At 37.2% G+C, this 23474-nt stretch carries 22 protein-coding genes; 18 read left to right on the forward strand and 4 right to left on the reverse strand.

Annotation, left to right across the window (positions count from 1 at the left end):
• Position 1: 1 nt before the first annotated feature.
• Both C9991_RS08285 and C9991_RS08290 read left to right on the forward strand, forming a co-directional pair.
• Positions 2–775, forward strand: coding sequence for a glycosyltransferase family 2 protein (locus C9991_RS08285; RefSeq protein ID WP_106812093.1), 774 nt, complete (start codon positions 2–4; stop codon positions 773–775).
• Positions 772–1878 carry a nucleotidyltransferase family protein gene (locus tag C9991_RS08290; protein ID WP_198643767.1) on the forward strand — a complete coding sequence of 369 codons (1107 nt, stop codon included), beginning with the start codon at positions 772–774 and terminating at the stop codon, positions 1876–1878. Before C9991_RS08285 ends, C9991_RS08290 begins: the two co-directional genes overlap by 4 nt.
• A gap of 64 nt (positions 1879–1942) precedes the next feature.
• Here the strand turns inward: C9991_RS08290 and C9991_RS08295 are convergent, their stop codons facing one another.
• A complete protein-coding gene (locus C9991_RS08295) occupies positions 1943–3328 on the reverse strand; it encodes an ATP-binding protein (RefSeq protein ID WP_106812095.1) in 1386 nt (461 codons plus the stop codon).
• Between the two features lie 195 nt (positions 3329–3523).
• Between C9991_RS08295 and C9991_RS08300 the strand changes: the two genes are divergently transcribed.
• The 11 genes from C9991_RS08300 (at position 3524) to C9991_RS08355 (ending at position 16383) form a co-directional block, all read left to right on the forward strand.
• On the forward strand, positions 3524–4813 hold the full coding sequence (locus tag C9991_RS08300; RefSeq protein ID WP_106812096.1) for a DegT/DnrJ/EryC1/StrS family aminotransferase: 1290 nt from the start codon (positions 3524–3526) through the stop codon (positions 4811–4813).
• Positions 4814–4989: 176 nt separating this feature from the next.
• Positions 4990–5583 (forward strand): sugar transferase, encoded by a 594-nt coding sequence (locus C9991_RS08305; protein WP_106812097.1) that lies wholly within the window; start codon positions 4990–4992, stop codon positions 5581–5583.
• Positions 5584–5991: 408 nt separating this feature from the next.
• On the forward strand, positions 5992–6456 hold the full coding sequence (locus C9991_RS08310) for a WbuC family cupin fold metalloprotein (protein WP_106812098.1): 465 nt from the start codon (positions 5992–5994) through the stop codon (positions 6454–6456).
• 124 nt (positions 6457–6580) lie between these two features.
• Positions 6581–8956: a hypothetical protein gene (locus C9991_RS08315; protein ID WP_106812099.1), complete on the forward strand. Its 2376-nt coding sequence runs from the start codon at positions 6581–6583 to the stop codon at positions 8954–8956.
• Positions 8944–10878, forward strand: a complete 1935-nt coding sequence (locus tag C9991_RS08320; RefSeq protein WP_106812100.1) for a hypothetical protein — start codon at positions 8944–8946, stop codon at positions 10876–10878. Before C9991_RS08315 ends, C9991_RS08320 begins: the two co-directional genes overlap by 13 nt.
• A 3-nt stretch (positions 10879–10881) precedes the next feature.
• The gene (locus tag C9991_RS08325) at positions 10882–11907 is read left to right on the forward strand and encodes a PspC-like choline-binding domain-containing protein (RefSeq protein WP_106812101.1); all 1026 of its coding nucleotides are present in this window, start codon (positions 10882–10884) and stop codon (positions 11905–11907) included.
• Between the two features lie 35 nt (positions 11908–11942).
• Positions 11943–13373: an AAA family ATPase gene (locus C9991_RS08330; protein ID WP_106812102.1), complete on the forward strand. Its 1431-nt coding sequence runs from the start codon at positions 11943–11945 to the stop codon at positions 13371–13373.
• A 7-nt stretch (positions 13374–13380) separates the two neighbouring features.
• A complete protein-coding gene (locus C9991_RS08335) occupies positions 13381–14070 on the forward strand; it encodes an HNH endonuclease family protein (protein ID WP_106812103.1) in 690 nt (229 codons plus the stop codon).
• Positions 14060–14266, forward strand: a complete 207-nt coding sequence (locus C9991_RS08340) for a hypothetical protein (protein WP_106812104.1) — start codon at positions 14060–14062, stop codon at positions 14264–14266. The genes C9991_RS08335 and C9991_RS08340 overlap by 11 nt, the downstream gene beginning before the upstream one ends.
• A gap of 586 nt (positions 14267–14852) precedes the next feature.
• Positions 14853–15344: a metallophosphoesterase gene (locus tag C9991_RS08350; RefSeq protein ID WP_106812106.1), complete on the forward strand. Its 492-nt coding sequence runs from the start codon at positions 14853–14855 to the stop codon at positions 15342–15344.
• A gap of 10 nt (positions 15345–15354) precedes the next feature.
• The gene (locus C9991_RS08355; RefSeq protein ID WP_157949415.1) at positions 15355–16383 is read left to right on the forward strand and encodes a DUF2971 domain-containing protein; all 1029 of its coding nucleotides are present in this window, start codon (positions 15355–15357) and stop codon (positions 16381–16383) included.
• Positions 16384–16423: 40 nt separating this feature from the next.
• On the opposite strand, the gene C9991_RS08360 is transcribed toward C9991_RS08355, so the two are convergent.
• Entirely contained in the window at positions 16424–16690 is a 267-nt protein-coding gene (locus tag C9991_RS08360) for a helix-turn-helix domain-containing protein (RefSeq protein ID WP_106812108.1), read from the reverse strand.
• A 790-nt stretch (positions 16691–17480) separates the two neighbouring features.
• Here C9991_RS08360 and C9991_RS08365 point away from each other — a divergent pair.
• From C9991_RS08365 to C9991_RS08380, 5 genes are all read left to right on the forward strand, one after another.
• Complete coding sequence (locus tag C9991_RS08365) at positions 17481–17726, forward strand: hypothetical protein (RefSeq protein WP_157949416.1); 246 nt, start codon at positions 17481–17483, stop codon at positions 17724–17726.
• Positions 17727–17773: 47 nt separating this feature from the next.
• The gene (locus tag C9991_RS08370) at positions 17774–18025 is read left to right on the forward strand and encodes a hypothetical protein (protein WP_106812110.1); all 252 of its coding nucleotides are present in this window, start codon (positions 17774–17776) and stop codon (positions 18023–18025) included.
• Entirely contained in the window at positions 18022–18225 is a 204-nt protein-coding gene (locus tag C9991_RS16695; RefSeq protein WP_157949417.1) for a PIN domain-containing protein, read from the forward strand. Before C9991_RS08370 ends, C9991_RS16695 begins: the two co-directional genes overlap by 4 nt.
• 319 nt (positions 18226–18544) lie before the next feature.
• A complete protein-coding gene (locus tag C9991_RS08375; RefSeq protein WP_157949418.1) occupies positions 18545–20431 on the forward strand; it encodes a reverse transcriptase family protein in 1887 nt (628 codons plus the stop codon).
• A gap of 6 nt (positions 20432–20437) precedes the next feature.
• A complete protein-coding gene (locus tag C9991_RS08380; RefSeq protein WP_106812112.1) occupies positions 20438–22435 on the forward strand; it encodes a DNA-binding transcriptional response regulator in 1998 nt (665 codons plus the stop codon).
• Positions 22436–22714: 279 nt separating this feature from the next.
• On the opposite strand, the gene rpmA is transcribed toward C9991_RS08380, so the two are convergent.
• Both rpmA and rplU read right to left on the reverse strand, forming a co-directional pair.
• Positions 22715–22978 (reverse strand): 50S ribosomal protein L27, encoded by a 264-nt coding sequence (gene rpmA, locus C9991_RS08385; protein WP_106812113.1) that lies wholly within the window; start codon positions 22976–22978, stop codon positions 22715–22717.
• Between the two features lie 19 nt (positions 22979–22997).
• Positions 22998–23315, reverse strand: coding sequence for a 50S ribosomal protein L21 (gene rplU / locus C9991_RS08390; RefSeq protein ID WP_106812114.1), 318 nt, complete (start codon positions 23313–23315; stop codon positions 22998–23000).
• Between the last annotated feature and the right edge of the window lie 159 nt (positions 23316–23474).

A 23474-nucleotide genomic window follows, 5' to 3' on the forward strand; every position in this document is an offset into this window, starting at 1 on the left:
TATGCAAGACTACGGATTAGTATCTATAATCACTCCCACTTGGGCGTGTGCTGCTTTTATAGCAGAAACAATCAAAAGTATACAGGCTCAGACTTACCAAAACTGGGAACTTCTTATTCAAGACGACTGTTCTAAGGACAATACGTTGGAGGTTGTAAAGCCGTTTATGGAGGCTGACAAGCGTATTAATTATGAATGCAATCCTAAGAACTCTGGGGCTGCCATTACCAGAAACAATGCCTTGCGTAGGGCAAAGGGCAGATGGATTGCTTTTCTTGACTCGGATGACTTGTGGTTGCCTGAGAAATTGGAGCATCAACTGAAGTTTATGGTGGAGAATGGTTATGCCTTCTCTTATCATGAATATACAGAGATGAGTGAGGATGGCAAAGACTTGGGCGTGTATGTGTCGGGAATAAAGAAAGTGAGTAAGTTGGCTATGTTTATGTGCTGTTGGCCAGGATGCCTGGCTGTGATGTACGACAGAGAGCGGATAGGACTGGTGCAGATAAAGGATGTACGTAAAAATAACGATACGGCTCTATGGCTTAAGGTTGTTAGAAAGGCTCCTTGCTATTTGCTGAAGGAGAACCTGGCAAGGTATCGCCGACGTAAAGTAAGCATAACTCCTAAGCCTTTGTGGAAACGCATTTGGGCACATTATCCACTGTTTCATGTGGCAGAAGAAATGAATCCATTGATGGCTACATTCTGGACATTGATGAATGTTGTGGGTAATGGATGGAAGAAAATGTGGTATGTGAAGAAACAATGAGAGAAAACACTATGGACAAGTCTTCCAAAACATTATTGCGATTGCTTGACATTGCTATAAACGGAAATGTGAAGGAGATTGATGATAACGTGGACTGGCGGAATGTCTTGCTTCTTGCACAGAAGCAAGGCGTGCGTGGGTTGGTGTATGAGGCTTTGGAATTGTTGAAGCAGGAGGATGCTGATTGTACTTGCTTTCCTGATCGCACGACTTTGATGCAATGGTATGCACAGACTGCTTTTGTGGAAAAGATGTTTGCGCAACATGTGGCTTTGGCTAAGGATGTTGTAGAACTTTGGAAACATCATGGCATAAAGACTGTTGTCTTCAAGGGACTGGCTCACAGCCGTTATTATCCAAGGGCTGAGCATAGGGAGTTTGGCGACTTCGACTGCTACTTGATTGACGCTTATGGCGAGTGTGCTTATAGGCAAGGCAATGAGGTGGCAAGGAAGAAGGGCTTGATGGTGGATGATGGTTGGTATAAGCATTCGCATATCGCTTATAAGAAACTGACCATCGAGAACCATCAGTATTTTACTTCAGCTCGTCGTGGCGGAACGGATTTGGCTTTGCATAAATATATTGTTGAGGCTATAGGCAACGGAAGTAAACTGGAAAGACTTGACGGAACGGAGATTTATGTGTTGCCAGTTGAGGCAGAGGGATTGTTTATGCTCTATCATTCGCTGACGCATTTCTTGGTGGAAGGTATCAATTTAAGGCATTTTGTTGATTGGGCTTGCTGGATTAAGACTAATCAAGACAAAGTGGAATGGAAGGAGTTTTATTCTCTATGCAAGCGGTTTAGACTGGACGGTTTTGCTGATGTATTGAATACTATTGCAGTGAAATACCTTGGTGTGGAACTGAATGACAAGAGAATATTTGCTGACAGCGAGTTTGCAGAAAGGACCATCGAGAGTGCTTTGTATGACGATACCTCCATTTACAATCGTGGCAAAGGACAATGGTATCAGCGGTTGCATGTTATTGGCAACGCTTTCAGATATTCATGGAAATACAGGGACGTGGCACACTATAGCATGATTGGTTATGTGTGGCAGTTTGTGTATGGATTCTTAAGAAGAAAAGAGAGATAAAGTTGAATCACATGGATTTTGTGCTGAATGTTAATAAAGCAGCACAAAATCCGTGTGGGATAATTTACTGAGGTTCGGATGTTGTGGATCTTATTATCTGTGAAACGGCATAGAGAGGAAAAACGTTGACGTGACGAACGGCATCGGCATCTTCTTTGTCGGTGTAACTAAACTCTCCGAATTTCTCTAATGAGCAACGTACGGCTTCGGTGATATGCTTCTCACGCATAAAAGACCACAAACTCTTCATTCCACCTTGGTTTCCTGCTTTGACCTCTATGGGAAGAATATTAAGATGTGATGGCAGGAGATAGTCGATTTCTGCTAATGAATTCTTTGACAAGCGTACCCAATAATACAACTCATGTCGCAAGTTGGGTGTCATATAGTGAAGCATCTCCAAACCGGCAACAAGCTCTGCCATGGCACCTTTGTTGACAAGGTCGGCTGCTGTGGCTGTAAGTATTTGGGTGGTAAGCATGGTTGTATCTCCTATAGTGATGCCCAAAAGTCGCAGCATAAGTCCACAGTCAAAGAATAGAATCTTGCGATAGGAATTGTCAGCTTCACTACCTAAAGGGAGTCCATTGGCACTGGTGTGAGTTACGGGAATTAGTAATCCTGCAAGAATGAGTAGGTCGAGCGCACTCTTGACTTCTGCTGTCTTATAGTCGCCTACTTTGGTATAGACAAACTTTTTCGTGGCTTGTACTGCTGCACTACGCAATATGTTGCGAAGTAAATTGACATCAGCCTTTTTCTTGTATTTAGGAAAGTCGTCCTCATAGCTTACAAGTATATCATTTTGTACTTCCTGACAAAGCAAGTAATCGTGAGTCTCAACCCATTTGCCAACACATTCGGGCATTCCTCCTACAAGCATATATGTGCGAAGAAGACTGACTAACTTTTCGTGCAATGGCTCAGGAAGAGGTGATTGTGAAGATGCTGCGTTACGAACTTCGAGTAATAGATCTTCGTTGTTGGCAAGAAGAAATTCATCGAAGGTCATTGGGTACATGAACATTGAATGGATTCGACCTACGCCAAATGTTGGTAATTCAGCAAGAGCGAACTCTAATAGGGAGCCTGCTGCAATAACATGAAGTTTGGGCATGTTCTCTTTGAAGAAACGTAATGACATGATAGCTTCTGGACACTCTTGTATCTCATCCATAAAAAGAAGTGTCTCGCCTTCTTCTATCCTTGAGCCTGATATTGCAGAAATCTGCATAACGATACGATTGACATTTAGGTCGGGCTGGAAGATAGCTTTGTATTGAGGCTCCATCTCAAAATTTATTTCTAAAAAGTTTTTGAATTGCTTGCCTAAATGACGCACAGCAGAAGACTTGCCTACCTGGCGTGCTCCTCGAAGTAGAATAGGTTTACGTGTATCGCGTGAAGCCCATTCTGATAGATATTTATCTATAATTCTCTTGTAGTACATAGTGATTCGTAAATTGTTGTATTTCAGTGACAAAGATAACGAAATAAAATTATCCAAACAAATAAATCGCCGAAAAATGACATTTTCCAAACAAATAAATTGGCGAAAAACGAAATTTTCCAAACAAATAAATCGCGGGAAATAGACTTTTTCCAAACAAATAATTTAATCATTTAAACATTTTATAATCATATTATGACAATGAAATTGCGTAATGTGCCTTTCTCTCCGCCTGATATGACGGAGGCAGAGGCTGCAGAAGTGCGTGATGCTATTTTGTCTGGTTGGATTACAACTGGACCACGCACAAAGAAGTTAGAGAAAGAAGTAGCTGAGTTTATTGGTGTGCAGAAGGCTGTATGCCTTAACTCGCAAACTGCTTGTGGTGAAATGGCTCTTAGACTGTTGGGCGTTGGTGAGGGCGACGAGGTGATTGTGCCTGCTTATACCTATACAGCAAGTGCTTCTATTGTGGAGCATGTGGGTGCCAAGCTCGTGTTTGTGGATGTGCAGAAGGACTGCCTTGAGATGGACTATGAGGCAGTAGAGAAGGCTATCACTCCTAATACTAAGGCTATCATTCCAGTTGACTTGGCTGGTATTCCTTGCGACTATGACAGACTGTATAGTATCGTGGAAGGCAAGAAGGCTATGTTTACTCCTAAGACAGACTTGCAGAAGATGCTTGGTCGTGTTGCTGTCTGCTGCGATGCTGCCCATGCCTTTGGTGCTTCACGTAAGGGAAAGATGGTGGGAGCAATTGCCGACTTCTCGTCTTTCTCGTTCCATGCTGTGAAGAACTTTACTACTGCTGAGGGTGGTGCCTTGTCATGGAATCTGCCTTTTGGTAATGAGAAGGTGGTGAAGGACTTGGACAAGAACGTGGATAATGCGTTCAGCGGTGTGCCTGAGATTGAGGGGGAGACTTGGAATGAGAATCTTTATCGTAAGGCACAGCTGTTGAGTCTGCATGGACAGAACAAGGATGCTTTGGCTAAGACTAAGCTCGGTGCATGGGAATATGACATCATTGGCACTTGGTATAAGTGTAACATGACGGATGTGGTGGCTGCTATCGGACTTGTGCAGATGCAGCGCTATAAGGGTATGCTGGAGCGCAGACGCAAGATGATTGAGCGTTATGACGAGGCTTTGAAACCTTTGAACGTGGCTGTGCTGAACCATTATGACGAGGAGCATACTTCATCGGGTCACTTGTACTTGGTGCGTCTGTTGGGCAGAACTCGTGAGGAGACAAACAAGGTGATTGAAAAGATGGCGGAGCGTGGCATTGCTACTAACGTTCACTATAAGCCGCTACCTATGATGACTGCCTACAAGAAGTTGGGATTTGACATCAAGGATTTCCCAAATGCTTATCACATGTTTGAGAATGAAATCACTCTGCCGTTGAATACTAAGATGACGGACGAGGATTTGGAGTATGTGATTGAGAATTTTGTAGAGATTGTAAATAATTTGTAAAATTCGATTATAAAAGAATGTCAAAGGATATTTAGGAGGGTATGGCATCCTTGCCATACCCACTAAATAGGTTGTACAATCATAGCAGAGTGGGTATGGCAGGGATGCCATACCCTCCTACAGATTGCCGCTCATATATAAAGATAAAAATGAACACATACTTATATTAAAAATGTATGAAAAGATTATTTGACATAGTTGCTTCTGGTTGTGGATTAATTGTTTTAAGTCCATTGTTTCTGATATTGGCTATTTGGATTAAGTTGGACTCTAAAGGTCCGGTGTTTTATCGTCAGGTGCGTGTGGGACGTGGAAACAAGGATTTCCGTATTTTTAAGTTCCGCTCAATGCGTGTAGGAGCAGACAAGGGTTCATTAGTGACCATTGGTGGTCGTGATCCTCGTGTGACACGTTCGGGTTATTATATCCGTAAATATAAATTTGATGAACTCCCCCAACTTATAAACGTGTTTATTGGAGATATGAGTTTGGTTGGTCCTCGTCCGGAGGTGCGTCACTATGTGAATTACTGGACACCCGAACAGATGCACGTGCTGGATGTAAGACCAGGCATTACTGACCCGGCAAGCATCAAGTTTCGCAATGAGAACGAACTGATGGAGAAGGCTGAGGATCCAGAGGATTACTATATCCATGTGATTATGCAGGAGAAGATAAAGCTGTATCTGGAGTATGTGAAGAACAGCTCGTTCTGGTATGACGTGAAGCTTATCTTCGAGACATTCAAGGTTATTGTCACTGAACGATGAGTACCTTGCTGAATTAGGAGTTTTGAATTAGGAGTTGGTTGCCAGAAGCAATTAGGAATTTTGAGTTTTGATTTTTGTAATCGGCTGTGCCGCTTGCCAGAGCAAGAATTGTTCGCTGCTACGCATGCGATGAAGAATTAGGAGTTTTGAATTACATTATGATTTAACTGAACTTTCGCAAGTTCGGAGATTTCAGAAGTTAAAGGAGTTTTTCGCAAAGCTCAAGGAAGCTTCACTCCCTTCGGTCGTTAGAAATTCTTGCTAAGGCAAGCGGCAAAGCCGAGCGATAGCCATTACTCTTTTTGCTGATTATTCAGCTGTAAGGCATACGGCTTTAAATTCTATAACTTCTTTAAATTCTATAACTTCTGAATTTGCAAAAGTTCAATGATTTAATATTAATTGGATATGGAAATAAATAAAGAATTACTCGATAATTTGTTTGAACAGGCAAAAGAGAATCCTCGTTTACGTCAGAATTTGGATTTGCGTACATCTGCCAATGATAATTCGCAACGCATGCTGAATGCTCTGTTGCCAGAAACTGTTGTGCCTATACACAGGCATGAGGACACGACAGAAACAGTTGTCTGCTTGTGCGGAAAATTGGACGAAGTGATATATGAGGAGGTAGTGACATACGAGAAGAATGCATCTGAAGCATTGCCTATGGCTATAGATGCGCAAGATGTAACACGGAAAGTAGAGTATCGCGAGGTACAACGCATTCATCTTTGTCCAGCGGAAGCGAAGTATGGATGTCAGATACCAAAAGGTGCATGGCACACGGTGGAAGTAATAGAGCCGAGCGTGATATTCGAGGCCAAGGATGGGGCATATGGGAAGGATGGCAGCGAAACTGCTAGGGCTTAAAGGCATTCTTTAAGAATTTGAGGAAGACACGATTGATGGTAAAAAAACATAGCCATTTTTTTGAGCAACTTTTGGGGGATGGGGCTTAGTAGCCAGTTTTTATAAACTACACAACGTCAATATTATGGAGATAAGTTATACCAAAGAATTCAAAAATTATGTGAATGCATTTTGCAAGCACATAAAAGAACAGGTGAACTTGATAATAAAGAGACACGAAGATACTGAAGGTAAAGTATATTTTTGTGCAATATCAAGGAAAACTCCGAAACTCATGGACTTATTGCATGAACAATTGGGGAGTATATGGAATAGCCTTGAAATTATTACAGAGTTTACGATACCATTTATTGATTGGACTAAAGTAAAAGTGCTTCTGTTGGCAGATGACGCAATCTATTATGGTTCAACATTTTTGTCTGTGTATCAATTCATACAGAAATATGCTCCAGACACAAAAATAATTCCACTTTGTTGTATCAAAGCATCTGAACTGCCCTTGCCTTTCAACGAAGAACTCTTGACGACCGTTGTAGAAAGAACAGCGGGGCACTATTTTGTAAACTGTCTAAGCATGAAGTTTGCTACACAATGTACTCCTTTTGAGATAGAGTTTCCGGTTTTTGAGGTTCGTATGGCTACTTGTAGTAGAGAATTGTTGAAAGATTTTGTGCGAATAAGAGATGGTAGGTCATATAAGGTGTACCAAATATCGTCTATGTTTGACGAGAAAGACAAAAGGAAGAATTACACTTTTGGAATAAACGTATCGGAAACCAATAATATATGCAGAAAGATTAGAGGCTATTATAAAAATGGTTCTTTATTACTATCTTGTATCTGTGCCAATTCACTTCAAGAAGAAGAAATAAAAAGCTTCCAGCTGTTTGATGATACGATATACAAAGAACTTTGGAATAAAATTTTAGAAGTCTTTAATAATCGTCAATTGGGATTCTATGAATTGAGAATATTGACAACCGCTGCAAACTTTCTATATTCCCTTGATATGTTCTCTTACTATTGGACATATATACAGGACGAATTGAAAGAACTTACAGACGATGTTGTTAGATGTAAGTTGAGAACGAGAGAATTACGCTTGCTTTTTGGATCAAAAATAGCAGGTGAAATAATCAAATGGTGGGAGGAAATTGGCGAAAGTCTAGCAGGTAATGTTGAGCATGTGTTTGATGTTAAAGAGAATATTACAAATTTGCATAATGAAATCTTTCCGCAGAATTTGGAGTATAAGGATTATTATCTTCAACAACAAGCTAAATTAATGGAACGTTTTGTTACAGAGGATGACACATTGATGTCCTTGTTCTATATACAAAATGCTATGCTTGATAAGATGAACAGAACTTACTATACCAATAGATATGAGAGATTGCATTATGGACATACAATAGGGTCTCTGTTATATTTGTTAAGAAAAAAATATTCATTGACAAACAACTTAGAAATCAAATTGCATAAATGGTTAGATTCACAAATTGATAAGGCTTCCATTGTACCACAATATATACGCATCCAAAATAATTCAGGAATGTCATGGATAAGGACTTTTCGTTCAGGTGAAAATGAGATGTATTTTGTTTCACATTGGGCAAGACTGTGTGTCATGATAGCCTGGTTGGAAATGGATGTTCTAGGATTTGTTTCTTTAGACAAGAGATTATTCAATGATATTCTTTCCTGGATTTACAAAGAATGCGAATTAAATAAGTATTCTTACCAAGAGGTAAATATCATTTATGAGAATCATTGCTACCAATTGGTAGAGGTAATGAGTGGCAATAAAAATCCTGTACTTGATACTTTAATAAAACTAGATATTTTCCGAGAGACAGGAAATAATCAACTCGTCGTAAACAATGAGTTGATAATGGATGAAATTAATTCTGGAACAATTTTGCCACAAGAAGTTACAGACTTGATTCATGAGAAAATAAAAGATCTGCACGCCCTTATACCAGATATTTTTACACCATTTTGCTATGTGCTATATTTTAGTACATATTTTGCTCAGAAGCCGCTTGAAGTAAAGCTTGAAGAAGGCATAAAAGTTTTATCTGCATTTTTTTCAGATATTCAGAATAATAAAGGTGAAGATGATTCTAATTGGCTTATAGCTTTTCAACAAATGAAAAGCTCAATAGATGCGATTCTTGCTGAATCTGTGAATTCTACTAATTCAGGATTAGACTCCAGTAGGCATCATAAAGATTTATCTCTATTTAAGGATTACTATTTTACAATGATATATAATCAATCCAACAACAAGAAAAACCTAATTTTAAAAATAATAGGTTATCTAATCGTTGGAGGAAGTGATTGCAAGACCAACATCATAAAAGCCCTTAGAAACATTGAACAGCAATCTTCGTTTGCTATTGTAAAAAACAAGTTGTCAACAATGAAGAATGATCACCAATTTCGCACTAATGCCCTAGAATTACTAAGGCTTAACATGGAAGATTTATGGAAGGATTAATAAAAAGATTTTTTAAACGTTTGCCTGAGAATCTTTTGAAGTCCCAAGAAGCTTACGTCTTATGGAATACCTTACAGCAAGGTAAGGATATATCATATCGTGAGTTTGCATATGGTTTGGAAGAATGGGAAACTGATGGTGAAAGTCTACATAACTGGGCTGAGTTGTTGGATACGGAAAGAGACAATGTAAAACGTGATTTTCGTGTAAGAAAGTATTTGATAAAGCATTTCCGCAAATTCAACGAAAAGAACGGAAAGCCATTCGCCTTGAATATGATTGATAATAGAAATAGGGTTTGTTCTCTATTCCTAGCAGGAAAAAACGGAACAGGTAAAACCAGTCTTTTTACAGGCTTGGAATATATGCTTTCAAATACTCATATAAGTACAATAGAGTATAGAAACATAACTGATAGAGAACGTTATTTTCCATACGGAAATTATAATAAAAAAGATATTAGTATCATCTTGGAAATAAATGAAGAAGAGGTTGTTAAAGGTGAAAAGAAATTCAAACGTTTATTGGAACCAATATATTCAAATTTTAGTTTCCGCCCTTTCTTTTGTTGTGATGTTGAATTGGCAAAAATCCAGAAGGAAGAAGACCTATCAGAAGTGTTTGTTCGGGATTTGAACTTGACAAAGATAAGAGATTTAATAGCACAACTGGAGGGAACCATTAAATACTTCAGCGATAAAATGGATCCCAATATTGAAAAGCCTACTTACAATACTGAACTTTCAGAGATTTTGCAAGATGACATTTTGCAAATTGCAGGATTGGTAAAAAGGAAATACGAAAACCTACTGAAAAAAATGAAAGACCTGAAAGACAACTTAGAACGTGATAAGTATAAGGAGACAGTAAAGGGGAAGACTGAAGATTTGGTTGCAAACATAAATTATAATGTGGGACATTTTGTTGGTATATGGAGTGTTATCCCTTTTACGACTCTCCGTTTCTTTGATAATAACAAAGTTTTAGTACAGAACTATGCAAAAGTAGGCAAAATGATGGCGACCTCTCCGATAGAAGCCTTATCACTATATCAATCTCTGAAGCCCGTAGAATTATTTGCCAAAGAATGTATTGAATATATAACAATTATTCTAGATACTTTTAAGAGTCATGATAAAACCGAGAGAAGAAAAAGTGCTATATCAACTTTGGAAAGATTGATAAAAACAGAGAGAGAGGCAAAAATCAATATGTTGAGATTTCATGAGATAGAAAGCATCAGTATTAATTCTACTCATATAAATAACTTAGATGATATTTGCAGTAAATTCAAGATTATCTACAACGAAGAATTGAATGATGTATATGAGACTTGTAAGCAAATAATTGTTCCTATACTTAACGAGTTTACGAATTTGGACGGGATGTATGAAGCTTTTGGAGAAGAAAATTTCAATAAAAAGGAAGAAATCTATATAGAAAAAGAAAATGGTAAGATTGAAGTAAAGATAAGAAATGCTGAGATTTTTGGCGAAAGAACAGTAAGTCCAAAGATGTTTTATAATAGTTTCAGATATAAGCTGTATGCTATTAGCATCAAAGTAGCCATGGCATTTATGACAATGAAAATATGGAATATAAATGCTCCTTTGGTTTTTGATGATGTTTTTACCGCAAGCGATTTTGACAATAGTGTCAATATTGACCGCTTTTTCAGAAGAGTATATGAAACTTATGAAAAACTAAAGCTTGGGAATAAGAATGAGTTGCAGATTATTTTGTTCTCACATGATGAAGTTGTACTCAACTGCGTATCTTCGGTCATAAAAGATTTGGGAAACAGTGACGACATAGGGTTCATCAAAGGTGTTATCCTCAAAGAGGATATGATAAATGAACAGGATGGAATTTACGTTGGGCAAGAATTGGAGTCATATTCGTTGTTTGAAAAATGTTATTAGTATATGAAAAGAGTCTATCGTGATTGGGAATATTCCAGTCGTAAAATATTCGCGCTTGTTGCCTCTATTGCCGCTATATCATTATTAATGCTTATCGGCTCAATTATAGAAACCAGAAATGAATCAAGGCTTGTTTATGAAAGACCTGTCGTTACTGTAGATAGTTTATGTAAATCACTTAAAAAAGAATTGAGTCAACCATCAAAAGGTACGCTAAAAAAAGATAGCGCAATGGTTGAAAAAGTAAAAGATATAGAACTATCTTTGAGAATCCTTCAGTGTTGTGTTTCGGAAATAGAGGAACAGACTTCGAGCAGGCAAGATGACATCCGACAAGAAACAAACAATATCATCAATAAGTTTAATGGAGTTATAAGTTGGTGGTTGTTGCTACTTGGAATAGTTTGTGGCTTTGCTCCACTTGTATTGGCCTACCTCAATCATAAAAATGACAGCGAATATATCAAACAGTTAAATTCCAACTATTTAGAGGCTTTGCAAAAGCTAAAAGACCATGAAGAAAAAATAAATGGGAAACTGACGGAATTGGAAGATAAGAAGAAAGAATTTGAAAGTTCGGAAAAGAAGAGAAACGAAGAACTAACTTCTACACGAAAGAAATTGGAGCTACTTCACACATTTGTATATGTTGCTTCTTTCACCACCAAATCTCAATTCCAAACCTCTCCAGAACGTAATAGAATTGTAGATAAATTGCTTTTTGAATTGATCAATAATTCATTAAAATGCATCAAATTAGATGGTGAAAAGTCATACATCTCAGACGATGTAGATTTATTGTACTGGGTTATGACCTCAATCGAAGGTATAACTCTGTTGGCACCTTACCAGACAGATGTACTCAAATTGAGAAGGATGAATGATATAGTTCTTATCCTGAAAAAGATTCAAACCGATTTCTTTAATGGAAGAATAAACTTAGAAAACTCAGATGATGTAAAGAAAGTACATGTTAAGATGGAAGAATTCAAAACAGCTTTTGGTTTTAGACTAAAAAGAAATTATTAAAGTAGAACAAAATTCATTATAGTTTATCAAGCAGTATGACATTCAAAATATTAAGCGCAACTTTTTTGCAAGATGGCAAGCATTCGTTCACGTTGGATTTCACTCAGCCTGAAAGTAATTCGCAAGATTGCAAGTTCACACTGTTAATTGGAAAAAACGGTGTGGGCAAAAGTCTTATACTGGAAGCTATCATAGATTTCCTCCTTTATGTTTGGGTAAGCTATACCATGTATTCGATGGTGAGACGTTCTAAATATATTTTTTGCACTACACTTATTTACTATATGAATGGGGCTGTGTGCAAATTAGATTGGCAAGAAGGAAGCTTGCATTTTTATATAGACGGAGAGGAATGTTCGGTTTTGCTCGATTATTTACCAAGGATTGTGGCTACAAGTTTTAGCATCTGCGATAAGTTTAAGGTTCCAGGAAGTAAAGAAAGAGAGCAGTTTCATTTCTATAAGTATATAGGTGCAAAAGTCAATGGAAACATGATTTCACCGACTTCCATCTTATTTACTCTTCTCAGTAATATAGCTTCTGCCTCGCAAGAACAACTGAATCGAATCAATAATGCTAACAACGCCATTGGTTACGAGTTATATATATCATTCAGATTTAAGTTACAAGCAGTAAATGAAAAATTTACCTTTAACGAAACGTTGAATGACTTTGAAATGAAAGCAAAGGAAACTACTTATGCAGGCAAGAAATTCCGGCAACTGAATTTTGATGAAAAGCAAGTCTTGTTTGACTTTTATGAGAAGATCAAAGGAAACAAGGATACCATAAGTATGAATATTGATCTTACAGATGGAAATGATTTAGAAGCTAAGAAACATGATGTTTATGCTCTCTACAAATTGAGACAGATGCATGTTATCAACCTGAGTCAAATATCATTTCGTAAAGTTTCCAAGGAGTTTGTCTCTTGCATTGACATGAGTTCTGGAGAATTTAATATGTTGGCAACCATCATCAGTGTTGCTTCTGTAGCAGAGAAAAATGTTTTGGTCCTGATGGACGAACCAGAAATAAGTCAACATCCATCTTGGCAAATGTCGATTATAGACTACTTGGACAAATGTCTGAAAGGGCAAGCCTGTCATCTGTTAATAGCTACACATAGTAACTTCTTGGTATCAAGCTTGCCGATGAAACGATCTGAAGTGTTTCATCTATATAAAGACGAACATAATCTGATAAAGTCGAAAGAAATCGAAAACAACACTTATGGATGGTCGGCTGAAGAAGTGTTATTGAAGGTCTTTAATATGCCGACAACTCGTAATCGGTATCTAGCTAATATTGTTGGAGAACTGATGAATGGTATATCCTATGATACTATGAAAGAGGAGGAAGTTCTGAGTAAAATCAGTTTCTTGAAAGAGATTGTCGGCAATCTGAATGACATCGACCCAATGAAGAAAATCATAGAGACAATTATTGAAACGTTTGAGGAATGATTCTTTTATGAACTCAAAAGAGAATTTTATAATAGACAAGCCCTATTCATTGCAGCCAGAAGATGAACATGCGATTTCTAATGTTCAGAACAAAGGTCTTACTGTTCGTTCGTGGACAGACAAAGAACTTGACTCATTTAAGGAAAACATGCGTAATTATCTTCATAAAAAACAAAATGGACTTTGTGCATTCTGTAGAATGAAGATACATGAAGAGAACGCTACTGCTGAGTTGGAACATTTTGTCAACAAGAATAGTAGATTAGACTGGATGTTTCTTCCGCATAACTTGGTTCTTTCCTGCAAATTATGCAATTCATCAAAAAGTACCAAGAAGTCTCTTAAAGACATGACTGTAACAGATTATCCTACTGATGGTGATGATTTTCTTTTTGTCAATCCTTATTTTGATAGATATAGTGAACACATTGAAATAAAGAATGACATTCTGTATATGGGTATCACAGATAAGGGAAAATATACTGTAAAAGAATGCAAATTGAATAGATGGAAGCGAACCATTGCGCGTGCAGAGAACCTTATCCAAAATAGAAAGGATGGTTTTATCAGTGTTTTTTTAATGATGTATAATCCCGAATATGCAGAGGTAGTTGAGGATAAAGACAAAATTATTAATAGGTTGCATTTAAAAGAAAGAATGCAACAGTATAAAGCAAAACACCGCAATGAAAAATAACAAGAGCCAATTAGATATATTTCTTCTCAAACGCATAGAAGAGAATCGAGAAGAGTTAAGACACGTTTTGGATTCAACCTTGCAAGTGGAGCAAGCGTGTCTTGAAGAAATTCTGAAAGGTATCAGACATTGCAAAACTAATATTACGCATTGTAATCTACCCTATAATGAGTTTGTTTTAGGGAATGGGGATTAGTTGTACGAATATCTTTAATAATCAACACGTAGAAATGAAGTTTTTGAATCTATCTGCCATAAAGAAATCTTATAATGTTTGTAAGAAAAGATTTTTTAAGTTTCTTAAACAAGCAGAAAACATACTGCCATATTATTATAGTTTAATAGCTTGTGTGATATTCTTGTGGCTTGCGGAATCATATATAACAAGTGCCCTGGGTACATTGAATGCTTGGTGTGTTTGTGATTTGAATAAAACGGCATTTGGATGGATTGTCTTCTTCTCTGTAAGTTTGTATATTGGAGTATCCATATGGAAATATGTAAGGAGAGGACTTTATGTATCACATCGGTATCTGTGTTGGTGGAGTATAGGACTAGCATATTGCTATTGAAAATAATAAAAAGCAAGAACAGATAGCCAATAATACAGAGCAAGTGTTTGCCTTTATTGCCAAACATAATGAAGTAACATCTGCAAATATATCAGAATCCTTAGATATGTCGAAAAAACATGTGTCACGCATTGTAAAAACATTAATAGAAGATAATCGAATAGAAGCTTTTGGTGCACTAAGACTTCGAAAAAATAAACTGACAAAGGCATGAGAATAATACATTTTTCTGATTTCCATCTACAAGGAGGAAAAATCTTAAGACTACATAAGATCAATGCTAATAAGCTAATGGATGCTTTGGTGAAAATCAATCAAAAGCATAAGATAGACATCATCGCCTTTGGCGGTGATTTGATAGATTGTGGAGGTAAAAGCTTTACTTCCATTCAAGAAGGTTTTAAGGCATTTGAAGATGTTGTTCTTAAACCTTTGATGCAAAATATCTTTGTGTGGTTGCTTGACAATTTCGCAGATGATAAAACTGTATTGGAAGGAATACATACAAATCTTCATTCTTTTTCTTGGTCTGGCTCCATCATCCCATATCATGAGCGTAATATTTTCTGCTTCGGACAGTTGCTTAATCATTCAACCTCAATAGTGAGAGATTGGGCAAAGGAGTGTTTGGAAAGTGAAAAGAAAGAGTTGAATAGAGAGCTAGGAAATGAGGAATTTGATTCCATGCATTATAATCTTTAGTTTTTGGAGAATGGATATGAAAGATGACTTTTTATACAAATACAGAGGGGTTGACAATGAGGTATTCGATAGAGATATAGAAGCTTTGAAAAACAATTATTTCTGGTCTTCTGATGTGGAGCATTTGAATGATGACCAAGAATTTCAGTTCAACTCAAAGGCTCTTGTCAATACGTTGGATGTTTTAAGACTGAAGCATCCAAGATGTTATCAATCTATTGATAATGTCAAGGTACAGTTGAAAGGGATTATAGAGAAAGTGAAAACGGCTGGCATCTTTTCTTTGAGCCGTAATCCCCATGTGTCTTCCATGTGGGGACTGTATGCTTCTGAAAGAAAAGGATACTGTATCATCTATCGCAGAGACAAACTATTGGAATATACAGGTGGTATCTGCAAGAACGATAAAATTCTTCTGAATGTGAAATATACCAAGTCTGTTCCTACTTTGTCGCCTGATGACTTGAAAGGCAATAAACTGCTTGTAAAGTTGGTGGCGACAAAGGAACAAAGTTGGAGTTACGAGGAAGAAACAAGAATCGTAACTGATTGTTTTGGTCGCCACGAAATTCCAGCTTCCGCTTTGTGTGGTATCATATTTGGTTCGCAGATGTCAGAAAAGGACAAAATAAAGATTAAGGATGCTCTTGTTGGAAGAAACGTCAAGTTCTATCAATTAAGTCGTAAGGTTGATGCTTATGGATATGAGCATTGCTTAGTTGATGAGAACAAGGTCTGTTCATCTTTGGATGATAGCCTTTATGACTATAAATGCAAAGGCATGCCAGTGGTTGACAACTTCTTTGTTAAGCTGAAGTTCATGCCATCATCAGAAGCTGAAGTAAAAAGCTTCATTTCTGAATTCAAAAAGAAACACGCAGATAGGCAGTGCAATATCTATGTGCATGATATGGATGTTGATATGGAGAAATTCAAAGAAGACTATGAGAATTATGATTATCTCCAAAAGCATTTAATCGCAGAAGTCTATTTCGATACTGATGATGTTTTGTTCAATAGTGAATACCGAAAAATATAGTAAAAAATTGGAGAGCCTTTACTCAGACTCTCCAATACACCTAATGAGCAATATTTATCAAGTTACATCCCAATGCGATTTGAATGCGAGCAATGGTTTGTGTGGTGAAGTTGTGGCGACCAGTGAGCCATTTGGAAATCTCAGAGTCTCGCTTATGGAGCATTCTGGCAAAGTCTTTTTGGCTGAGCCCCTTTTCTTTCAGAATCTCACTCAGTCGCTCTGCTATTCCAAACGACAAGTCAAACTCAGCTTTCTGTTCGGCTGGAATTGCTGCAAGGCAATCATGGAAAAGTTTATTCTGTACCATAATTACTAAATTTCAAAGGTTGCACTTGTTTTGAGTGATACTTTTGTCATAGCTATAAACATTAGTTGTTTGATAGTGCAAAAATACATAAAGAAATTGAATACTGTTCACTTTTAAGTGAATATTTTGAATGGTTTAACAATGGGAACATTGTATGAACACAAATACAGATTTTGATAAGATAGATAAGGTACTCTCGAAGAATGGTGGAGGCTTGCTTTGCACATGTTGGTGTGTTGGGCTAGCGATTCGGAGAGCCAGACTTGGACTGGAGGAAGATAGAGAAGGACTTACTGGCTGTTAGGGGAAATGAGGCTTGTGATGGGTCATTCTCATATTGCGGATGAGGTGATCAAGGACGGCATCAAGAAAATGATTGCTGAGTATCTTGACAAATACTATGTGAAAAACTACTGAGGTTGTAACCTCCACTGGTCTTAGCTGGTGGAGGGCTAAAACTCATATGCGTATCGGAAATATGAGGGGATACCGAATACTTACGTTGTAGACAAGAAAATACAGAAAGTCGTAGAAGAGCTGAAGGCATTGACTCATGACGTACTAATCCGCTACCTGACATATTGGTCAGAAGCCATTGATAGGCGTAAATATGTAGTGGAGAGTGACATCCTGCAGCCATGCGCACGGTGAAGTCATGGAAGAACTACAGTTTTATAGGGTTCACACCTACCATGCGTGAGGAAATAGACAAGGTTTGGATAGAACCAAACACGTGGAATGATGGTAAAAAAGGCTGCTATGGCATATGTTTTTATTGCTTGAAGTCTTTATGAAGCAATATGAAGAAGGCAAGAATGAGGAGGCGGCAGGGAACGCTTTTTATCTTCTTGAACGACTTGCAAGGCTACACTGTAAGGATGTGGATTACTTTGAGCCAGATAGAGAGAGTCATTGCTCGTATTCTGAGTTTCTATTGGAGGCTATATGCCATATCCTGACACTTGTGATGAAAGACAAGCTTGAATTGTCGAATTTTGAATTATTATGGCTTGAATCATATTTATCTCGCAAATAATGTATATCTTTGCAATATGTATAAAACATTTACCAGGAGGGCATATTATGAATACAGTAATTTTATCAGACGGAACAAGCTATTATATTCCTAATTCAGATTTAAGTTTTTTCAAGGAATTGGCTTTGAGGATGAAATGGCAGGTTGTTGACAAGAAAAAGCCGACAGCATCAACTGCTACTGCAAGCAAGTCGTGGGTTGATGAATTTGCTGGTAAATGGCAGGACCAGCGCACTACTGCCCAAATAGTTGAAGACATACATAAAGCAAGAACTAATAATTCAGAAATAATATTATGAATGGATATTTGCTTGACACAGATATTGTTGTTTTTTTCTTGCGCAATAAGAAAAACATAGCAGAACATTTGGCATTGTTAAGTCCAAATGATATTTTTGTATCAGAAGTGACTGTGGCTGAATTGGAATATGGCAATAGATGTAGTGGAAGATATGAAGATAACAAATGGATGGTTGACAGGTTTTGTGTTAACAGTTAACACTATGCGCGAAGCGCAATGTTGGTTTACTACCATGATATGATGAAAGATGGTAAAATATAAAAGAGCCTGAGAGATAAACTTTTGCACCGTCAGTCGTAGATTTGACTGATGTTCTCCAGTTTTGGAGAATAAACAATGTTTAGACGTTCACGCCATCGCTTTCGCCTGGCGCGTATGAAATAAAGAAGAGAAATCTCGAAGGCTCTCTTTTCTAATTAAAGGAATAATTATGGATGATAGGATAATTAGAAAAAGGATAAGTACCATGACTACGTCAAGGGATTTGCACTATGTTCTTAATATCATTAAACAAAATATGGCAAAAGAATTTGGGGTGGAATACTATCCGATTTCTTGGGAGGACTATTGCTATTTCTCCTCACCGAAAAGGTCAGTCCGTAATTATATCTCTTTCGAAATTCCGAAGAAATCTGGAGGCTATAGACATATATCAGCTCCAGTAAGAGGGTTGAAAGAAATACAAAAATGTCTTAACTATCTATTAGAATTAATGTATTATCCAAAAGACAATGTAACAGGTTTTGTTCGAGGTAAGTCTATAGTTGATAATGCATCACCTCATATAGGAAAGAATTACATTTTTAATGTAGATCTACAAGATTTTTTTCCAAGCATAGATCAAGCAAGAGTATGGAAAAAACTACAATTACGACCTTTGTGTCTGACTAAAGAGGTTGCAAGTGCTATTGCTGGTCTTTGTTCTATGGAGATAGAAGACGAGAAAGGAAATAAACGATATGTCTTGCCACAAGGAGCCCCTACGTCTCCTATGTTATCGAATATTGTATGTGAACGTTTGGATTGGAAACTCTCAGGTGTAGCACGACGGTTTGGATTGACTTATACACGTTATGCTGATGATATAACATTCAGCAGTATGCACAATGTATATCAACACGATGGAGATTTCTGTAAAGAACTACGCCATATCATCGAAGATGAACATTTTACTTTAAACACATCAAAAGTGAAGTTACAAAAGCGTGGAGGGCATCAAGAGGTTACGGGACTTGTAATTAGTGATAAGGTGAATGTTCCTAAAGCGTATGTAAGGGAGATTCGATCACTGTTATTTATGTGGGAATGCTATAGTTATGCGGTTGCAAGTCAAAAATATGCATTGTATCATAATGCATATGTAAAACATAGGACGTATGGTGAGTTCGTTTCATTGGAAAATGTTCTTGATGGAAAAATTGAATATCTGAAAATGATAAAGGGATGTAAGAACCCTTTGTATTTAACTCTGCGTTCTCGATTAGATAAACTAATAGGAAAAAGCACTAAGAAGAACAAGGATTGTGAGGTTATTGAGGTTGTAAACAACAAGAAAGAGGTCAAGAAACATGATATTGAGGCTACATATGAAGTCTTGCATTTATTTGAAGAACCAAATGGATTAAAATTTTTGACTCATGATTTTCCTGATGCAAGTTGGTCAATAGATAAACTTCTCAAGCAATGTAGGACCGTTTTTAACGAAGAAGCAAAGGGACATCCCAATATTCCACAGTCACTATACAGCTTAGTGCATACTTTTATGTCTGGTGTCAGTAACAATATAAAAGGATGGCTTGGTTATGACGAGAAGCTACATACGGAGACATGGAATGATTGGGAAAAAAAGAAAGAACATCCTATAAAACGATATGGAGACATTATAGATATATTCAGAAATACAATAAGAATAAGATCGCCTAAACTGTTTGATTTGATAAAAGCCCTTGAAGGGCAGAATACACAGTTTGTATTTGACTATGATTCAAAGGAATTAAAAAAAGCAGACTTTTACACCAATGTATATATGTTGCGTTGGTGTCTGGTGCATGTGTTGTTAATGTTTGGTCAATATCCAGAACATAAAGAACTAAACATTTCATGTACAAGATCTTCTATGAATGGCTGGATAGTGTACACAATCCAGTTTACACAGGTTGGGTCGTTTCCATCGGCAGATATAAACGATGCTATTAAAAGGGTGAATGAAGGTGCCGGTGATTTGGGAGTTATAAAGGAAAAGATGAGAAGTTATTGTAACTGGAGCATCATATCCAAATGGAACGACAAAAACTTACGTTGGAATATATTAAGAAGTGAAGGTGTGAAAGAGATAGAAGAAATAGCAGAACAGACAATTGGGTTTACTCATGAATTTGTTTTCTATAAAATAAAATCAAACTGATATACTATGAATGGTAATAAAATGATATATATAATTGACGATAACCAGTATGGGGAGTTGTCTAAAGCCTGTGGCTACATAGAGGCTGGCATATACAACGATGTTGTTAGATGGGTGAAACCGAGTAAAGAAACAAAGGTGGAGGATTTTCATGATGCGGCTTGTATCTGCTATCATTCATCCTTGGCTATAGAAGAAAATGGTGTTTGGAAACAAGCTTCGATGTTGTTGACGGACATAGAAGATTTAATGGATGAAATACCATTGGTGAAATATTCTAAAGGTTGTACTGCCATCGATTATGATGAAGGATCTCAAATAATATATGGGATGCCCAAAGAGACGTTTTATAAACGACTGAAGCATTTTGTTCTGCTTTATAAGAATGTTGGCAAAGTAGACTTGGAAATATTTTCAAATGACTATTTGGAAACGAGTAGTCCAAACAACATTGTTGTATTTGGCAATGAAGAAAATTTAAGTAGCTGCCAATTGTTGAAACAGGCTAACAAATGCGAATTCTATGCTATAGATGATGATAAGGATATTGATGATATAATAATATCAACTATAGATTCAAATACAGACACTATCATTCTCGATTTGGATGAGTATGCCAAACATGGCATTCAATTGGCATTCACAACACGACTGATGTGTGAACAATTGCGCAAGGCTGTTTTGGCGCGTATTATTGGGGTAACCGAGCAATCAATAGATAGTTTTTATCGCTATTTCCCATATTCACAAATTCTACAAACAGAGGGTTTTGCCATCTGTAGCGTTGAAGATTTGGATTATTGTTTAGCTAATACTCCACTATTGACTTGTGACACTTTTGAGTCGGGATTCTTGAATAGAATCAATATTAAAGAATATGCGACATACGGTCATCATTCGTTGGCAAACGAATGGGGATTGATGGCTCTTAATCGCTTTGTATCGAAGGACACAAATTGTATTTCTGAGATATTGCGAAAAGCAGAAAAGAATATGTTTTTCAGATATTCTGTAATAAAGAATATGGATATACGTGATGTTTTGGAAGATACGTCTGACAATGAGAAAAAGGATGCCAATCTTATACCTAAGCAAGACAAACAAAAAGGAGGAAAGTATCTGCTGATTGACGACAAAGGAAATGAAGGTTGGAAAGAAGTATTGATGTGTTGTGTCAGAGAAGTAGAAGCATTTGATGTTCACGACAAAGAAACAGCATCGTATAACGCCCTTCCACAGGACCTAAGGGATAAGCTGAAAGAAGGTTTTTATGATGTAATATTCTTGGATTTGCGTTTGATGGCTTGTGAGGAGAATAAGGATTTAAATGTTATGGATTTCTCTGGAATGAAAGTTTTGCAAGGTATCAAACAGGCCAATCCAGGAAATCAGGTGATAATATTCACTGCTTCCAGTAAATCATGGAATCTTAAAGCTCTAATCGACAATGGAGCTGACGACTATTACCTAAAAGAGTCACCGCTATTTCATTTTTCTAAAGAAGAATCAAGAGAAAACGCAAAGCATCTCGTAAAAACTATAGGATATTGCTATCGCCGAAATTACTTGCGTAAGAGTTACAAGTTGATGGAGGGAATAGAGGAAAATATTAATGCTTCACCTCGATTAAATGAGAATAATAAAAAGGAAACTATCGCCCAATTAGATATGGCATTTCATCAGTTGCTGAAAATAACGGGAACTAATAATAAAAACAGCTTTGCTTATACGTTTGTGGCTTTTGAGTTCGTTATTCCGTTGTTGTGCAAACATTTGTCAGCAGTAGGAAGTAATACTCCTGAAAAATTTGAGGACCTAATAAATACACAATTAGCTACAAGCAACACGGAGTTAATCTATGATGGAAAACAAATGATTCTGGCGAGAAATGCGTATATGCATGGAAATAAAACTGCATTAAAGAGTAACTTTTCATTTGTTTTTCATGCGGAAGGAATATTGAAAATATTGGAAGTATTGGATAAAGTATCTCAATTATTGTAAATATCCCCACATTCAACACTCAACATTTAATTTTTAGCCTCATCCGAGTGGCGGCATAGTGCAGAGCGATACTGCAATGGGGAACTAATCTTTTATTTTTTTTTATTCATTATATAGGCACTTGCAAAGGTGTCTATAAAAATTGTATTCCCTAAATTGAACACTGACTATTCTTGGCGGATGATTTTGTGGTTGTTGTATAAAGCATTAATCCCAACCTTCAAAGACTTGAAGGTTGGGATTAATTATGTTTGTTTGGAATAGTTTTTTTTGTTTTAATTAAGCCTCAGCTTCGGGTATTACGGAAACAGTGCTCTTGTCGTTGCGACCCTTGCGGAAGTTAACGGTACCGTCAACCAATGCATAGAGAGTGTCGTCCTTACCAATACCTACATTCAAACCTGGGTTGTGCTTTGTACCACGCTGGCGAACGATGATGTTACCTGCGATACACTTCTGACCACCCCAGATCTTAACGCCTAATCTTTGAGAAGCTGATTCACGTCCGTTCTTAGAACTACCTACACCTTTTTTATGTGCCATTTCTTGTTCCTCCTAAAATTTAAGCGATTACTTCCTTGATTGTGATCTCTGTGAACTGCTCACGGTGACCGTTCTTCTTGCGATAGTCCTTGCGGCGCTTCATCTTGAAGACGATTACCTTGTCACCCTTAACGAGAGGGTTAACAACCTCACATACAACTTTTGCACCTTCTACGGCAGGTGCACCTACCTGTACTGAACCTTCATTGTCAACAAGCAGTACCTTGTTGAATTCAACAGTCTGGCCTTCCTGAGCGTCCTTGATGTGGTGAACGAAGAGCTTCTTGCCCTGCTCTGCCTTAAACTGCTGACCGTTAATCTCTACGATTGCGTACATTTAATTAATTAATATAAACGGGTTTTTCCGTGAGGCGAACAACACTATGTTGTTACTTTTTCTGGCCTATGCGGATTAAATCGGCTGCAAAGGTACTAATTATTTGTGTAGCAAGGAAATACATGTAGATGTTTTTTGTAAAGTTTAACAATATTAACC

The organism is Prevotella merdae (genome assembly GCF_900290275.1).
Lineage (GTDB): Bacteria > Bacteroidota > Bacteroidia > Bacteroidales > Bacteroidaceae > Prevotella > Prevotella merdae.

What these genes read in the sequence shown, in the direction of transcription:
- C9991_RS08285 (WP_106812093.1), top strand. Translation starts at nt 2, where the DNA reads ATGCAAGACTACGGATTAGTATCTATAATCACTCCCACTTGGGCGTGT.
- C9991_RS08290 (WP_198643767.1), top strand. Translation starts at nt 772, where the DNA reads ATGAGAGAAAACACTATGGACAAGTCTTCCAAAACATTATTGCGATTG.
- C9991_RS08295 (WP_106812095.1), bottom strand. Translation starts at nt 3,328, where the DNA reads ATGTACTACAAGAGAATTATAGATAAATATCTATCAGAATGGGCTTCA.
- C9991_RS08300 (WP_106812096.1), top strand. Translation starts at nt 3,524, where the DNA reads ATGACAATGAAATTGCGTAATGTGCCTTTCTCTCCGCCTGATATGACG.
- C9991_RS08305 (WP_106812097.1), top strand. Translation starts at nt 4,990, where the DNA reads ATGAAAAGATTATTTGACATAGTTGCTTCTGGTTGTGGATTAATTGTT.
- C9991_RS08310 (WP_106812098.1), top strand. Translation starts at nt 5,992, where the DNA reads ATGGAAATAAATAAAGAATTACTCGATAATTTGTTTGAACAGGCAAAA.
- C9991_RS08315 (WP_106812099.1), top strand. Translation starts at nt 6,581, where the DNA reads ATGGAGATAAGTTATACCAAAGAATTCAAAAATTATGTGAATGCATTT.
- C9991_RS08320 (WP_106812100.1), top strand. Translation starts at nt 8,944, where the DNA reads ATGGAAGGATTAATAAAAAGATTTTTTAAACGTTTGCCTGAGAATCTT.
- C9991_RS08325 (WP_106812101.1), top strand. Translation starts at nt 10,882, where the DNA reads ATGAAAAGAGTCTATCGTGATTGGGAATATTCCAGTCGTAAAATATTC.
- C9991_RS08330 (WP_106812102.1), top strand. Translation starts at nt 11,943, where the DNA reads ATGACATTCAAAATATTAAGCGCAACTTTTTTGCAAGATGGCAAGCAT.
- C9991_RS08335 (WP_106812103.1), top strand. Translation starts at nt 13,381, where the DNA reads ATGAACTCAAAAGAGAATTTTATAATAGACAAGCCCTATTCATTGCAG.
- C9991_RS08340 (WP_106812104.1), top strand. Translation starts at nt 14,060, where the DNA reads ATGAAAAATAACAAGAGCCAATTAGATATATTTCTTCTCAAACGCATA.
- C9991_RS08350 (WP_106812106.1), top strand. Translation starts at nt 14,853, where the DNA reads ATGAGAATAATACATTTTTCTGATTTCCATCTACAAGGAGGAAAAATC.
- C9991_RS08355 (WP_157949415.1), top strand. Translation starts at nt 15,355, where the DNA reads ATGGATATGAAAGATGACTTTTTATACAAATACAGAGGGGTTGACAAT.
- C9991_RS08360 (WP_106812108.1), bottom strand. Translation starts at nt 16,690, where the DNA reads ATGGTACAGAATAAACTTTTCCATGATTGCCTTGCAGCAATTCCAGCC.
- C9991_RS08365 (WP_157949416.1), top strand. Translation starts at nt 17,481, where the DNA reads ATGAAGCAATATGAAGAAGGCAAGAATGAGGAGGCGGCAGGGAACGCT.
- C9991_RS08370 (WP_106812110.1), top strand. Translation starts at nt 17,774, where the DNA reads ATGAATACAGTAATTTTATCAGACGGAACAAGCTATTATATTCCTAAT.
- C9991_RS16695 (WP_157949417.1), top strand. Translation starts at nt 18,022, where the DNA reads ATGAATGGATATTTGCTTGACACAGATATTGTTGTTTTTTTCTTGCGC.
- C9991_RS08375 (WP_157949418.1), top strand. Translation starts at nt 18,545, where the DNA reads ATGGCAAAAGAATTTGGGGTGGAATACTATCCGATTTCTTGGGAGGAC.
- C9991_RS08380 (WP_106812112.1), top strand. Translation starts at nt 20,438, where the DNA reads ATGAATGGTAATAAAATGATATATATAATTGACGATAACCAGTATGGG.
- rpmA (WP_106812113.1), bottom strand. Translation starts at nt 22,978, where the DNA reads ATGGCACATAAAAAAGGTGTAGGTAGTTCTAAGAACGGACGTGAATCA.
- rplU (WP_106812114.1), bottom strand. Translation starts at nt 23,315, where the DNA reads ATGTACGCAATCGTAGAGATTAACGGTCAGCAGTTTAAGGCAGAGCAG.